Genomic DNA, 14,460 nt, shown 5'->3' on the forward strand with positions numbered 1-14,460 from the left:
AGGAAGGCCTTGAACCAGTCGGGGTTCCAGCCGGCGTAGACGATGCCCTGCTGCACCATGCCGAACATGAACGCGCCGAAGACCGGGCCGATCGCCGAGCCGTAGCCGCCGGTGAGGAGACAGCCGCCGATGACGGCCGCCGCGATGTAGATCAGCTCCTGGCCGACGCCCTCACCCGACTGCACGGTGTTGAACGTGAACAGCTGATGCATGCCGACGAACCAGGCGCCGAAGCCGACCAGCATGAACAGCGAGATCTTCGTGAACGTCACCGGCACGCCGACCGCCCGCGCGCTCTCCTTGTTGCCGCCGACCGCGAAGATCCAGTTGCCGTACTTCGTGCGCAGCAGCACCCAGGTGGCCAGCGCCGCGAAGACCAGCCACCAGATGACGGTGATCTTCACCTGGACGCCGCCGACCTCGAACGACGAGGCGAAGACCGTCCTGGCCTGCTCGAAGCCGTCCATGCTGCTGATGTCGTCGGTCGCGACGTTCCCGGTGATCAGCTTGGTCACGGCGAGGTTGACGCCCTGGAGGATCAGGAACGTGCCGAGGGTGACCAGGAAGCTGGGCAGCCCCGTCCGGACCATCACCCAGCCGTTGAAGAAGCCGACCGCCAGCGACGCGATCAGGGCGACGACGACGCCCACCCACACGTTCATGCTGAGCTGGTAGGCGAGCATGCTCGCGGTGAGCGCCGAGGTGATCACGGCGACACCGGCGGACAGGTCGAACTCGCCGCCGATCATCAGCAGCGCGACCGGCAGCGCCATGATCCCGATCGTCGACGACTGGTACAGGATGTTGGCCATCGAGCTGCCGTCCCGGACCGGCGGAGCCGAGACCAGGAAGAACACGTACACCGCGACGGCGCCGAGGAACACGCCCACCTCGGGGCGGGCCAACAGCCGCAGGGCCAGGGGACGCCGAGCGGTCCGGCCGTCGGTCTGCCTGGGGCCGGAGGCCGGCGGTGTGGTCACCGCCGGCGCAGCCTGCTGCGTCATGCTCATCACCGAGTGCCCTTCGCGGCGAACTTGGCGACCGCCTCGACGTTGGACTTGTCCACGAAGGCCGGACCGGTCAGCACCGGCTGCTCACCGCCACCGCTGAAGTTGCCGTTCGTCTTGTACAGCCACAGCGAGTCGACCGCGAGGTAGCCCTGGAGGTAGGGCTGCTGGTCGACGGCGAACTGGATGGTGCCCTTCTCGATGGCGGAGACGAGGTCCTTGTTGAGGTCGAAGGTGGCGACCTTGGCCTTGCTGCCCGCCTCGGACACCGACTGCACCGCGGTCAGCGCGATGGGGGCGCCGAGGGTGACCACCTCGTCGATGGAGCTGTCCTGCTTGAGCTTGGCGGTGATCGTCGACTTCACCGACGGCATGTCCGTGCCGTTGACGTAGAGGATGTCGGTCTCGCCGCCGAAGGTCTTCTTCACGCCGGCGCAGCGCTCTTCGAGGTTGACGTCACCCTGCGCCTGGATCACGCACAGCGCGTGCTTGGCGCCCGTTCCGTTGATCTTCGTGCCGAGGGCCTGTCCGGAGACGGCCTCGTCCTGCCCGAAGAAGGAGAGCAGGCCCTGCTCCTTCCAGACGCCGAGGCCCGCGTTGAGGCCGACGACCGGGATGCCGGCCTTCTCCGCCTTGGCGACGACGTCCTTGAGCGCGTCCGGCTTGGCGAGGGTGACCGCGATGCCGTCGACCTTCTGGTCGATCGCGTTCTGCACCAGGTTGGCCTGGTCGCCGGCCGTCTCGTCGTTGGAGTAGATCAGCTTGACGTTGTCCTTGGCGGCGGCGGCCTCGGCGCCCTTGCGGATGGTGTCCCAGAAGGTGTCACCGGAGGGCGCGTGGGTGACCATGGCGATGGTCATCCGGGGGGTGTCGGCCTTGCCCGCGGAGGCGCCGGTGGCCTCCTCCTCGGCCTTCTTGCCGCCGGAGCTGCTGGAACAGCCCGCGAGGGTCAGGGCGGCCGCTGCTGCCACGGCCACGACGGGGGCGAGTCTGCGGGAGCGGGGAAGGGATGTGCGATTCATGCTTCGTGCACCTCACTGTGCAGGGGGGGTGGATCGGCGGCTACGGAACGGGTCCCTGTGCTCGCGCTGCGCGGGTGGGTCGCGGTGGGGGGCGCGGGCCGAGTCGAGGACGGACGCCTTGTGGGCGTCAGTGCCGACTTGGTCGGAACATCAGGACAATTTAAAGCGCTTTAAGTCCTGGTACTATCAGCCTTGTTTCGCGAGCGTGTCAAGGGTGTTGCACCAGGAGATTGCGGCGGGGAGGCACAAGTGGGCGAGGCTGATTCCACAGGTCACCGGGAGGGCGCGCAACGGGACGGTGCGCTCAGGCGCCCCCGGCTGGAGGACGTGGCCGCGCGGGTGGGCGTCTCCACCGCCTCGGTGTCCCTGGTGCTGCGGGGGGTGGCCGGCCCGAGCGAACGGACCCGGCAGCGGGTCCTGAAGGCGGCCGCCGACCTCGGCTATCAGGTGGACCGCACGGCCAGCATGCTGGCCAGCCGGCGCACCCGGCTGCTCGGCGTCATGGTCGACATCCACAGCCCGTTCCACGCCGAACTCGTCGAGCATCTGCACACGGCCGCCGAGGACGTCGGCTACGACCTGGTCCTGAGCACCCTCACCCGCACCCGCGACGAGCACACCGCCGTGGAGACGCTGCTCGCCTTCCGCAGCGAGGCGCTGATCCTGCTCGGCCCGACCGCCCCCGCCGACACGCTCGCCGTCCTCGACCGCAAGTCACCCGTCATCGCCGTCGGCCGCCGGATCGCGGACGCGGACCTGGACGTCGTGCGCACCGCGGACGACGACGGTGTGGGCCAGATAGTCGATCACCTGGTCGATCTCGGACACCGGGAGATCGTCTACCTGGACGGCGGCAAGGGCGTCATCGCCACCGACCGGCGCCGCGGCTACCGCACGGCCATGCGTCGGCGCGGCCTCGACGCCCATATCCGGGTGCTGCACGGTGACCACACCGAGGCGGCCGGTGAACGCGCGGCCCACCAGATCCTCGACGGCGGCGGCCTGCCCACGGCCGTCGTGGCCTTCAACGACCAGAGCGCGATCGGCGTCCTCGCCGCCTTCGCCCGGGCCGGCGTCTCCGTCCCGGGGCAGGTCTCCGTGGTCGGGTACGACGACGACACGCTCTCCCGGCTGAGCTGCTTCAACCTGACGACCGTCAGCCAGAGCGCCCGCGAACAGGCACGCTACGCCGTGACGGCCGCCGTCGAACGCCTCGACCAGGGCCGGACCGAGTCCCGCGAGGTCGTCCTCAATCCGCGGCTGGTCCTGCGCGGCACGACGGCCGAGCCCGCCTGAGGGGGCGGCCGGTGTCGGGTCAGGCGGCCGGGTGCACCAGGCCGTACTCGTAGGCGAAGGCGACCGCCTGCACGCGTGCGTGGGCGCCGATCTTGGCGAGGATGTGGCTCACGTGCGACTTGACCGTGGTCGGGGCGATGGACAGCCGCGCGGCGATCTCCGCGTTGGACGAGCCGGAGGCGACGGCGACGAGGACGTCGCGTTCGCGCTCGGTGAAGGCGTCGAGCCCGACCGGGCGCTCGCGGGGCAGCGGCGCGCGCTCGTGGCGCACGGTGTCGATGAGGGCGCGGGTCAGCTCGGGGGTGATGACGGCGTCTCCGGCGGCCACCGCACGGATGGCCGCGGTCAGCTCGTCGGTGGTGGCGTCGTCGAGGAGGAAGCCGCCGGCGCCCGCGCGCAGGGCGGCGTAGGCGTACCCCTGGTCGCCGCTGGAGGTCACGACGAGCACCCGAGACGGGTGCTCGGCCGCTCCGGAGGGTCTCCCGACCGCCGTGAGGTGTGTCGGCCGCGCGATACGGCGGATGGTCGGGATGTCGTCCGACTCGGATCGGGGGCCGCTCATCAGGACGACGTCGGGCCGGAGTGCGGCGCTCATACGGACCGCTTCGGCTCCGCTCGCCGTGTCGCCCACGACGGTCAGGTCGGTCTCGGCGGCCAGCAGCATGCGCAGGCCGAGGCGCTGGAGGGACTGGTCGTTGACGATGAGTACGGAGGCCATGGCTGTCGTTCTCCATGCGGTGGGGGCGAACACCCATGAACGAAACGGTTTCGTTCACTTGATGATCAGCGTAGTCCTCGGAGTCATCGAAACGACATCGTTTTCTTAGTGGCTTGGGTCACATCGGAACGACCGGAGAGGGCCGGCGTCCGTGACGCCGGCCCTCTCCGCTTGCCGCACCCGTTCGCTCGGTCAGGCCCAGCAGCCGTTGACGGTCGCCGCGAGGCCGTCCATGGCGTCCTTGATGTCGTTCGGGTTGGCCGTGGAGCCGTTCTCGATGAACGAGAAGACCTTCCACTTGCCGTCCTTGCCCTGTGTCAGACCGCTCAGCGCGATGGCCCCGGTGAGCGTGCCGGTCTTCGCGTGCACCTTGCCGACCGCGCACTTGGAGTTCACGTCGTCGAAGCGGCCCCACTCCGGGCCGAGGGTGCTGCCGGCCTCACCGGAGACGGGCAGTCCGTCGAGGATGGAGCCGAGGGTGTCGGCGTAGCGGGCTTCCGTCAGCAGCTCGAGGATCTCCGCGAGCGTGGCGGCCGGGATGCGGTCCGCCCGGGACAGGCCGCTGCCGTCGTACATCTCGAAGTTCTCGAGCGACACGCCGTAGCGCACGCTCAGCACCTGGCGTACGACCTCGGCGCCGGCCTCGAAGGTGGCCGGACGCTGCGCGCCCAGCGCGGTCATCCGCAGCAGGGTCTCGGCGATGTTGTTGTCGCTGGTCTTGAGCATCTTGTGGACGATGTCCGACAGCGGCGCCGAGGTGTGCCGGGCGACCGGCACGTCCGTGTTGCTCGCCGTGGCGCGGGCGACCGTGCCGTCCACGGTGACCCCGGCCGCGGTGAGCTGCTTCGCGAAGACCTGCCCGGCGTCCAGGGACGTGTCGTCGACGCCGTGCCCGTCGACGACGAGCGCGCGCACGGGGGCGACGGAGTCGGGGTAGTAGCCGGTGTTCCAGCCGTTGGCCAGGGTCGGCGTGGGGAACAGGCTGTCGTCCACGGCGACCTTCACCGACGTCAGACCCGCCGCCTTGAGCCCGGCGACCGCGGTGGTCGCCAGCTCGGCGAGGTCGGCGCTGGTCAGGGTCCGGTCGCCGCCGCCGATCAGGGTCAGCGTGCCGTTGCCGTAGACGACCTTCGTGGTGAACCTGTGGTCCGGGCCGAGCACGGTGAGGGCGCCGGTCGCCGTGGCGAGCTTGACGTTGGACGCCGGCATCAGCGCGGTCGCCGCGTTGTGGTCCCACAGCGTGTCGTCCGACTCCGCGTCGAGGACCACGCCGCTGACGTTCGAGCCCAGCCGCTGGTCGAGGACCCGCGTCTGAAGGTTCGTGACCATCTGCTGGTCGCTCTCGTCGAGCGTCTGGCCGGACGCGGTGTCCTTGGCCGTCGCGCCGATGCCCTTCTCGGCGGCGAACGCCGAGGGGCCGGCCAGGGCCGCGGACGTGAGGGGCACGGCGAGGGCGAGCACGATGGCCCGCCGCATGCCGGTACTGCTCTGCGTGGCCTTGCGGTGCCGGCGGCGACCGCCCGGAACAAAGGAACTCACAGGGGATTCCGCCGTTATGTCGTTCATATGGAGTATCTCAAGGCTTTCGTGTGGGGTGCTCTGCACAAGAGACTCTGCACAAGAGAATTCCGCCGCACCTTATCATCCGTCACATGTGACCCACAGGTACCGAATTTACGGTTGACGGATATTCAGCAGGCGGAATTTCCCGGCATTCCCCTTCTCTTCACTCCCTGTTCAGGAGAGCGAGCCCAGGCTCTGCGTCGTGTAGGCGCACTCCGTGTAGATGTAGCCCGATTCGAGCTTGGCCGTGTCCGAGGCGGGCGAGTCGAGACCGTCCTTCGGCTTGTGCAGGAAGTAGGTGGTGCCGACCGGCAGGCTGATCGTGCGCTCCGGATAGTTCCTGCTGCTGTTGCTGCACGGCTCGAAATTCGGGTCGATCGTGCTGGAGAACGAGTACGCCTTGCAGCCGCTGCAGCCCTTGAGGGTGAAACTCCCGGTGACCGGCCCCGTGTAGAGGACGGTGATCTCGTCGGGGCTGTCGTTCTGCACCGTGACCGAGATGCTGCCGCCCGTGCGGTTCGTCGGCAGCTTCTTGCCGGCCGCCGGCACCGTCTGGGCGATCTCCGCCGCTATCGCGATCTTCCTCGCCAGCGCCGCGTTCTTGGCGGTCTTGTGGTCGGAGACGTACTCGGACATCGTCGTCTGGGCCGACTCGAAGTCGCCGTCCCGGTACTGGTCCACACCGCAGTTGTAGGTGCCCGTGCCCGCGCTGGTCCTGGCCCGCTGGGCGTCCTTGGTGAGGGCGGCGCCCACGTCGGCCTGCTCGGAGGGCACCGCGTCGATCTGGGAGCCGAGCGTGTTCAGGCTTTCGACTGCCGTGCAGGGCTCGGCCCCGCCCAGGCCCTTCTCCGCCTTCACCACGGCGGCGGCCACGGCCGGTTCGGCCTTCTGGGCCTGCGGCGACTCGGGGAAGGTGGTCAACAGCTCCCCGAACTGCGTCGCCCAGGAGGGCGCGCCGGCCGTGAGCGCCGTCGACGCGCACTCGAACAGCGAGGTGGCGAGGCGGTCGTCGGGCCAGGTCTTCAGCGACCCGAGATCCGTGTCGGGCAGGCTCTTGGGGACCGTGCGCAGATACTTCAGCGGCTCCGTCGCCTGGCAGTAGTTGTTCTGCGCGTAGGGGGCGCCGACCGTCGTGTAGAAGGTCTTCATCCGTGTGGGCACCTTTTTGGCCGCCCGCGAGTCGGGGTGGTCGCCCGTCAGGTCCGCGTAGGCCGTCAGCGCCTTGCGGTAGTCGGCCTTGGCCGTGTCGAAGGGCTTCTCGCCGGCGGTCTGCACCAGCCGGTCGGCCTCGTCGAGCCGGTCGAGCAGCATCTGCTGCGTCGCTTCGTCCCGCGCGCTGTCGTACAGCACGACGCCGCCGGCCGGCACGACGAGCAGGAGCAGTCCGAGCCCGAGCGCGAGCGGCGCCTGCCGGAGCCCGGCCAGCGGGGTGCGCAGGCCCAGCCGCGCGCCGTGCGCCGCCGCGGCGGCGAGGAACAGCAGATACAGGACGAGCGCGAAGCCCGGGACGCCGTCCGGGTCGGCCGGCAGTGCCACGAACAGCAGGACGGCGGTGGCGGCCCAGCACGCGACCATGAAGACCCAGCGGCGCAGCAGCGCGTAGCCCAGGCCCAGACCGCTGAGGTTGAGCACGGCCACCGCGACGGCCCGTGCGCCGTCTGCCGGGGCCGGCGGCGGTGTCGGCGGCATGGGCGGAACGTTGAAGGTGTAGTCGTATCTGCCGTACTGGTCCCCCGACATGGCGGCTCCCCCCGGATCAACTGCTCGCGCACATCTGCGATTTGTCAGTGTACGGGCGAGGAGGGGGACGTCGACAGGGGCGGCATTGGTTCCCGTGCCGCGATCAGTGCCGGAGCGGGCAGCCGGCCGGGCCGCCACGCGGGGAGAGCGTGGCGGCCGCGGCTGCTATCGCGTCAGGCATGCTCAGGCCACACCCCCCACCGTCTTCTTGCGGCGCAGGGCGTAGATGCCGGTGCCGGCGACGGCGAGGACGCCGAGTCCGGCCGCGGTCGCCGAGGGCGAGGCGAGGGCGCCGCCGCCGGTGTGCATGCCACCGCTGGGCTTGTCGTGCTCGTCCTTGCTCCAGCCGCCGGACTCCTCCTTGTCGCCGCCCCAGGAGTCCTTGTCCTTGTAGGTCTCCGGGTCGTACTTGGGGTCCTTCGCGCTGTCGCTGTCGTAGTTCACGAAGGCGAGGTGGCCGCCGCCGGTGTGCATCCCGCCGTGCGGCTTGCCGTGCTCTTCCTTGCCGGACTCCTCCTTGCCGTGTTCGTCCTTGCCGTGCTCCTCCTTGTCGGAGGAGGTGTCGTCCTTGCTGTACGAGGAGCTGTCCTCCTTGCTGTAGGAGGAGTCGTCGTGGTCCGTGTCACCGGCGGCCGCGTAGGCGCCGGGGGCGCCGATGGCGAGGGCGGCGGACGCCGCCGCGGTGGCCAGGATCATGCGAGCAGAACGCATCTGATGGTCCTTCCGTCACGGCCGGGCAGCCGACGCCTCGTCAGCTGACAAGACCCGGCCTGACGTGATCCACCGTCAGCCAGCCCGGGCCGCGCCACCACTCGGGGCGCTCACCCGGGTGAACGCGCCCCGCCCTGCCCGAGATCTCCGCCGCCGAGTCGTCGTTCCATGAAGATCCACTCCATCGGCGTAGCGGTGAAACGATTCGCAGGGTGAACACGGCGCGCAGTTCGATCACCGCGAGGAGAGCGCCACGATCCTGGAGCAGGCATCCCGCCCATCGGCGGACCTGGGGTTTTCCCGGTCCTGATCCCTCAATCCGGCAAGGAGTCGTACTTTGCGTGTTCGTCGTTCGGTGCTCGGCACCATCGGTTCCGTCGCTCTCGTGCTCACCTCTCTGGGCGCGGTGACCGCAGCCACCGCGGGCCCCGCGGCCGCGGACCCGTGCGGGTTCTACGAGACGAGTTCCGACGCCTTCTACAACCACTGCACGTCCGACGGCTCTCGGGTGGTCATCAAGGTCGAGGTCGCCCTGGCACCCGACTACGAGCGGTGCGTCGGCCCCGGCACGGTCTGGCTGGGCTCCGCGAGCAAGATCCAGGGCGCCTACTACACCGGCCGGACCTGCTGACGAGCGGTCACCTCCGCCAGCCGGGGCCCGGGACGAAGCCGTCCCGGGCCCCCGGTGTCCGTGGCGGCCCGGGGTTCACGCGAAGTCGTCCAGGATGTCGGCCAGCCGGGGCTCGATGGGGTTGTCGAGCTCGTCCGTCTCCCAGAAGAGGACGTTGAGCGTCGCCATCGGATGCGCCGACCCCCCGTCCCGAAGGCCCGGCTGCGCCACCATCGGCGTGTCGAGGTAGATCTCGTCCCCGGCGTGGAACATGGCCGCACCGAGCGGCTCGTCGAAGCGGGTGCGGGGCCGGTACTGCCACACCACACCGTCCCTGCTCCGGCGCACGACCTCGCCGACGTACCAGACGACGCCCTGGACGAACGCGCCGCTCTTCGCGGCGAGGAGCCCGCCGCTGTCGGCGAACCGGTCCCGCAGGACCGTCTCCAGCCGGTCGAGGGAGCCGGGGGAGAAGTCCCAGAGCTCCCCGGGACCCGCCTCCTGCGCCCAGTCGGCGAACCCGGCGGCACGCCGGTCGAGCCACCGCACCAGTTCCGGATGGTCCGCGCCCGTCCGGTGCGCCGCCTGCTCGGGATGGGGCACGACGACCGGCGCCCAGTCGGGTTCCCGCTCCCGCCGGGCCGCGACGGCCTCCTGGAGCCTGGCCGCCTCTTCGATGAAGACGTCCCCGGTGCGGATGCGGGTGGCCCGCGCGACGAGCGCGATGGGGTCCACGGCAGCGAGGCCGAGTGCGGGGTCGGGATGGACGACGGGCCGGCCCGCCGAGGATCCGGGGGCCTTGCGGGCGTCCCAGTCCCACCGGCCGCCGCCCACGGCCAGCAGGACCTCGCCGACGTAGACCATCGCGCACGCGGTCGGCCGGAAGTCCATGCCCACCTTCTCGCCGGCCGACCGGTACTCGGCGAGCATGTGCGCTTCCAGGACGACCAGCGACATGGGCGTGAAGTCGAACGGGAAGTGCTCGTCCAGCACTTCGGCGCGCAGCTCCCTGAGCGCTTCCGGGATCTCGGTGATCCACCGGCTGAGCTGCTGTTCGGCGGCCTCGTCGCCATGGTCGGTTCGGGTCATGGGGTCACTGTAGGGACCGGGGCCGCCCACTGGTGAACTCCCTGTGGACGTCCGCGAGTTGTTCTGCAAACCTGTCGATTTGCTGTGCGATTACTACGCGAACGGGTCTAGGGTGGCCCGCGCGACGGACGTCACGGGGGCTTCACCCGTCGCACCCGAACCCCTCCATGCCCCCACAGCGAGGGAAGAGGAACAGCACCTTGAGCACGCTCATACGACCATCACGCAGATGGCGGCTGATCGGCCGCTTCGCGGCCGCGCTCGGCGTGGCCGGCGCGCTGACCCTGACGGGTCTGCCCGGCGTCGGCGTCGACAGCGCCCATGCCGCGACCACCATCAAGGGCCAGCGCTGCGACGAGAAGTGGCTGAAGAAGCAGTACGACAGGACTCCGTCCAACTCCGGCTTCCCCGCCGGGGCGGACCCGTACCAGCAGTGGGCGGGGAACCCGAAGAACTACAACTTCCCGTTGCAGGGCAAGGCGTTCGACGGACTGAAGCCGCCCACCCGCGCGGAGGCGCAGAAGGCGCAGTCCAAGACGGTCGACCAGTGGAAGAAGCAGGCCGCGGCCTCGGGCGAGCCCGCCGACAAGGCCATGGAGATCTACGCCCGCTTCCTGTCCACCGGGCGGCCCGTCGCCGAGTTCAACAACTGGTTCGACAAGATCTACATCCGCAACGAGATCAACAACCACAAGGGCAGCGCCTTCGAGCAGCGCGTCGTCAAGGACTTCAACCTGATCGGCCCGGACTGGCTGTGCGAGGTCAAGGTCGAGGTCCGCGACGCGAACGGCAAGGTGATCGCCACCCGGAAGTACGACGCGTACAACCAACGGCTCAAGGAATTCAACGAGTTCAAGTCGAACGGCACGCATCGGGCCGACCAGCTCGCCGCCGACAGGATCATCGCCCGGCAGCCGGAGACCAAGGACCACACCTTCCGGCTGGTCGGCGGGAAGAAGGTCCCCAAGAACACCCTCGACAAGCTCCGTGAGTTCAACGACGAGCTGTCCCGGGAGCGCGGCAAGCCCAACCAGGTGCGGATCTTCGAGCGCAAGTACAACGGCATCCCCCAGACCAAGCCGATCCGGGGCTACAGCCGCTACGACACCTGGTTCAGCCCCGACCCGAAGCAGGGGACCCGCGGCCCGGCCAACGACCGCATCCGCGACTCCGCTCCCACCCCCGAGGACGCCCGTCGTCAGCAGGGCGCCGCGCGGACGATCGACACCCGCGGCACGCTGCCGCGCGGCGGACCGGGCGGCATCGACTTCTCCACGCTCGAACTCCGCTATGTCGGGGCGCCCGTCCTGGGCAAGGGCATGACGTACTCCATGAAGGCGGACTACGTGCCCGACCCGGACACGAACCCGGGCTACGGCGGCGAGGCCACCATGAACCTGGCCTCGGACAGCTTCTTCACCTGGCTCGCGCTCACCCCGGACAAGTTCTGGGTGAACCTCAACCCGGACGAGCCCGACCGGATCATGGACAACGCCTTCGCCGCCACCGACGCCGGCCGGGTCCTGCTGGAGGCCGACCTCCAGATGAAGCACGACTTCTACAAGGCCATGGACCCCAAGACCGACCTCGGCAAGCAGTACTGGGCGGCCCTGCCGAAGGAGAACGGCAAGCCGTGCATGCCGGGCCTGCGGAACTGGATCGAGCCCAAGCCCGCCCAGGTCCGCGAACAGGACGGCGGCATCTACATCCTGGACGCCCCGCTGGCCCTGAAGTCGACCGCGCAGACCACCGTGACGCCCGGTCCGGGCGAGCCGATCTGCACGCCCGACGAGGCCCAGACGAAGGCGGCCCAGGCCGTCATCGACAGCATGATCGTGCCGGCGGTCGAGAAGACCATCAACACCGCGCCCCAGTACGCCGATCTGCGCCGGGTCTACACCTCGCGGGTCGCCGCGGAGTGGATCCGACAGCAGGACGCGGCGAAGGCCACGGACTTCCGGAAGATCATCAATACCAATGACGTGAAGCGGTGGCCGCTGCGCGCCCCGAACCAGAACTGGGACAAGAACGAGCTCTTCAAGAAGTACCGGAAGATCTACACCGAGGGCGAGTTCCAGTACGAGATCCCGGCCGGCGGCACGACGCTGATCTACATCGTCGGCGGGGTCGACTTCTCGAAGTCCCCGAAGCGGAACATCTCCCGCACCGAGTTCAACGTCGAGAACCCGACCCTCGACCAGACCACCAAGACGTCGATGAAGGCCGACGACACGTCCTACCGGGACACCGACATCGCCTACCTCGGCGCAGGGGTCGGCGGAACGGGCGACACGGGCGGCGGCGGTGACACCCCGTCGCCGTCCCCGTCCCCGACCGCGTCGACGCCGGGCGGCGGCTCGACGACCCCGGCGCCGGAGCCGTCCACCTCGGCCGGCGGCCAGGGCAAGCCCACCCCGCCGGCCCACGACCCGGACGGCAACCTCGCCGACACCGGCGCCGGCCTCCCCGTCGCCCTGATCGCCACGCTCGCGGCGACCCTGGCCGCGGTCGGCGGAGCCCTCGTGTGGTGGCTCCGCAGGCGCAGGACAGCGGTCGGCTGAGCCGAGCCGACGGCGTCACGCGCACGGCCGTTTGGTGGCCCCGCCCCCTCGACCTCAGGGGGCGGGGCCACCGCCGTTCCGCGATCGCTCACTCCAGGACGGCCAGCAGGCGTTCGGCGAACTCCTTCGGGGACTCGACGGCTCCGAGATGGCCGCCGGGGAACTCGACGAGCTCGCGCCCGAGGAGCTCCGCGAGCCGCTCGGCCGGTCCGTACAAGGGGAGTTGGCGACGGGAGTCGCGCCCCGCGGCCGGCACCAGCTTGTGGGCCACCGGCCGCAGCGCCGCGAGGTCGGGCAGGGCCGAGGAGAACGGGCGCAGGACGCGACCCAGGAAGACGGGGATGTTGGTGTGCATCCGCACCGCCATCTCCTGGATGTCGGGCGGCAGTTCGGTCGCCGACTGCGCGGGCGCCTGCCGCGCGGCTCCGTCCGCCAGGCCCTCGGCGAGCCGGGCCATGGCGGGGCCGGCTCCTTCGGCGCGGAAGATCTCGCGCACCTCGGCGAACAGCGCTCGATGCGGGACGGGATCCGCCAGCAGTTCCAGCAACGGCGGTTCGTGCGCGACCACCCGGCGCAGCCGCTCCGGATGCCGGGCCAGCAGATCGACCGCGACGACCGCCCCGGAGCTGCAACCGAACACGACCGCGTCGTCGCCGGGGGAGAGCAGATCGAGCAGCCGACGGGCGTCGTCGCTCCACACCCGCACCTGTTCGTCGGCATCGTCGGCGTGGGGTGTGTCCGCCGGGCCGTCGAGCGGGCTGCGGGACAGTCCGCGCGGGTCGTACGAGACGACCGTGTAGCGGGCGGCCAGTTCCGGGGCCATGCCCGCGTACAGTCCGGCGTCCCCGGCGCCGCCGGGGATGAGCAGCAGGACCGGGCCGCTGCCGCGCGTCTCGTAGTAAAGGGTGGCGCCGGGCACTTTCAGCGTCGCTCGAGTCGAATGCGGCGAGCTCGGCGGGTTCGGTGAGTTCGGTGAGTTCGGTGAGTTCGGTGAGTTCACATTCCTAGTATCTCTAGGTTTTAAGCTAGTTCAACTAGGTTTCAGGTTGCCCTGTGTTGCCCTGTGCACTTGGAGAACAGCGGCCGTGCGCGGGTGGACAAGACGCTGTTGCAAGGCAGATTTACGGTGAGACGGCAAGACAGCGCACATCGAGAACTGCAGGAGATTCCATGTCCGACGTCGTCGAGCCGGTCACCCCGGTGCTCGAACCCGAGGCCGCTGCGTTCGCCGAGGCGACCGCCAACCCGCCGTACCTCTTCGACCTGGCCCCGGCAGAGGGGCGCAAGGCCGTGGACGAGGTCCAGTCCGGCGAGATCGACAAGCCGGCGGTCGACGAGGAGTGGATCACCGTCGAGGGCGGGCCGACGGGCAGCGTCCGCGCCCGGATCGTCAAGCCGGCCGGCGCCGTGGGCACGCTCCCGGTGATCCTCTACATCCACGGCGCGGGCTGGGTGTTCGGCAACGCCCACACCCACGACCGCCTGGTGCGCGAACTCGCCGTCGGCGCCGAGGCCGCGGTCGTCTTCCCCGAGTACGACCTCTCGCCCGAGGCCCGCTACCCGGTCGCCATCGAGCAGAACTTCGCGGTCGCCCAGTGGGTCGTCCGGGAGGGCGCGACGAAGGGGCTGGACGCCGCCCGTATCGCGGTCGCCGGTGACTCGGTCGGCGGCAACATGACCGCCGCCCTGACCCTGATGGCCAAGGAGCGCGGCGGCGTCCCGCTGGTGCAGCAGGTGCTGTTCTACCCGGTCACCGACGCGAGCTTCGACACCGGCTCCTACCACCAGTTCGCCACCGGCTACTTCCTGCGCCGCGACGGCATGCAGTGGTTCTGGGACCAGTACACGACCGACGAGGCCGAACGCGCCCAGATCACCGCGTCCCCGCTGCGCGCCACCACCGAGCAGCTCACCGGCCTGCCCCCGGCCCTGGTCATCACGGGCGAGGCCGACGTCCTGCGCGACGAGGGCGAGGCCTACGCGAACAAGCTGCGCGCGGCCGGCGTCCCGGTCACCGCGGTGCGCTTCCAGGGCATCATCCACGACTTCGTGATGCTGAACGCGCTGCGCACGACGTATGCCGCCGAGGCCGCCATCACGCTGGCCGTCGGCACCCTGCGCGACGCCCTGCACGCCTGATCCG

At 70.0% G+C, this 14,460-nt stretch carries 12 protein-coding genes; 4 read left to right on the forward strand and 8 right to left on the reverse strand.

Annotated features, from left to right (window positions below; translation table 11 throughout):
* Together ABZ725_RS13200 and ABZ725_RS13205 are read right to left on the reverse strand one after the other, a co-directional pair.
* On the reverse strand, positions 1 to 1,010 hold a 1,010-nt coding region (locus ABZ725_RS13200), incomplete at its 3' end, for an ABC transporter permease (protein ID WP_358802774.1).
* On the reverse strand, positions 1,010 to 2,029 hold the full coding sequence (locus ABZ725_RS13205) for a sugar ABC transporter substrate-binding protein (RefSeq protein ID WP_358802775.1): 1,020 nt from the start codon (positions 2,027 to 2,029) through the stop codon (positions 1,010 to 1,012). The genes ABZ725_RS13205 and ABZ725_RS13200, both read right to left, overlap by 1 nt.
* A 249-nt stretch (positions 2,030 to 2,278) precedes the next feature.
* On the opposite strand from ABZ725_RS13205, the gene ABZ725_RS13210 reads away from it, so the two are divergent.
* On the forward strand, positions 2,279 to 3,325 hold the full coding sequence (locus ABZ725_RS13210) for a LacI family DNA-binding transcriptional regulator (protein WP_358802776.1): 1,047 nt from the start codon (positions 2,279 to 2,281) through the stop codon (positions 3,323 to 3,325).
* 19 nt (positions 3,326 to 3,344) lie between these two features.
* Here ABZ725_RS13210 and ABZ725_RS13215 read toward each other — a convergent pair whose 3' ends face one another.
* The 4 genes from ABZ725_RS13215 to ABZ725_RS13230 form a co-directional block, all read right to left on the reverse strand.
* A complete protein-coding gene (locus ABZ725_RS13215; RefSeq protein WP_358802777.1) occupies positions 3,345 to 4,043 on the reverse strand; it encodes a response regulator transcription factor in 699 nt (232 codons plus the stop codon).
* Positions 4,044 to 4,235: 192 nt separating this feature from the next.
* Positions 4,236 to 5,609 (reverse strand): D-alanyl-D-alanine carboxypeptidase/D-alanyl-D-alanine-endopeptidase, encoded by a 1,374-nt coding sequence (gene dacB / locus ABZ725_RS13220; protein WP_358802778.1) that lies wholly within the window; start codon positions 5,607 to 5,609, stop codon positions 4,236 to 4,238.
* A gap of 171 nt (positions 5,610 to 5,780) precedes the next feature.
* The gene (locus ABZ725_RS13225; RefSeq protein WP_358802779.1) at positions 5,781 to 7,346 is read right to left on the reverse strand and encodes a hypothetical protein; all 1,566 of its coding nucleotides are present in this window, start codon (positions 7,344 to 7,346) and stop codon (positions 5,781 to 5,783) included.
* 183 nt (positions 7,347 to 7,529) lie between these two features.
* Complete coding sequence (locus ABZ725_RS13230; RefSeq protein WP_358802780.1) at positions 7,530 to 8,057, reverse strand: hypothetical protein; 528 nt, start codon at positions 8,055 to 8,057, stop codon at positions 7,530 to 7,532.
* A gap of 337 nt (positions 8,058 to 8,394) precedes the next feature.
* Between ABZ725_RS13230 and ABZ725_RS13235 the strand changes: the two genes are divergently transcribed.
* Positions 8,395 to 8,688, forward strand: coding sequence for a DUF6355 family natural product biosynthesis protein (locus ABZ725_RS13235; protein ID WP_358802781.1), 294 nt, complete (start codon positions 8,395 to 8,397; stop codon positions 8,686 to 8,688).
* Between the two features lie 75 nt (positions 8,689 to 8,763).
* Here ABZ725_RS13235 and ABZ725_RS13240 read toward each other — a convergent pair whose 3' ends face one another.
* Positions 8,764 to 9,756: a hypothetical protein gene (locus ABZ725_RS13240; RefSeq protein ID WP_358802782.1), complete on the reverse strand. Its 993-nt coding sequence runs from the start codon at positions 9,754 to 9,756 to the stop codon at positions 8,764 to 8,766.
* Between the two features lie 200 nt (positions 9,757 to 9,956).
* Here ABZ725_RS13240 and ABZ725_RS13245 point away from each other — a divergent pair, with 200 nt between their 5' ends.
* Positions 9,957 to 12,317 carry a hypothetical protein gene (locus tag ABZ725_RS13245; protein ID WP_358802783.1) on the forward strand — a complete coding sequence of 787 codons (2,361 nt, stop codon included), beginning with the start codon at positions 9,957 to 9,959 and terminating at the stop codon, positions 12,315 to 12,317.
* Between the two features lie 88 nt (positions 12,318 to 12,405).
* Here ABZ725_RS13245 and ABZ725_RS13250 read toward each other — a convergent pair whose 3' ends face one another.
* Positions 12,406 to 13,236 (reverse strand): alpha/beta hydrolase, encoded by an 831-nt coding sequence (locus ABZ725_RS13250; protein WP_358802784.1) that lies wholly within the window; start codon positions 13,234 to 13,236, stop codon positions 12,406 to 12,408.
* A 251-nt stretch (positions 13,237 to 13,487) separates the two neighbouring features.
* Here ABZ725_RS13250 and ABZ725_RS13255 point away from each other — a divergent pair, with 251 nt between their 5' ends.
* Complete coding sequence (locus ABZ725_RS13255) at positions 13,488 to 14,456, forward strand: alpha/beta hydrolase (protein WP_358802785.1); 969 nt, start codon at positions 13,488 to 13,490, stop codon at positions 14,454 to 14,456.
* Positions 14,457 to 14,460: the final 4 nt, after the last annotated feature.

This window comes from Streptomyces sp. NPDC006872, assembly GCF_040635845.1.
GTDB lineage: Bacteria > Actinomycetota > Actinomycetes > Streptomycetales > Streptomycetaceae > Streptomyces.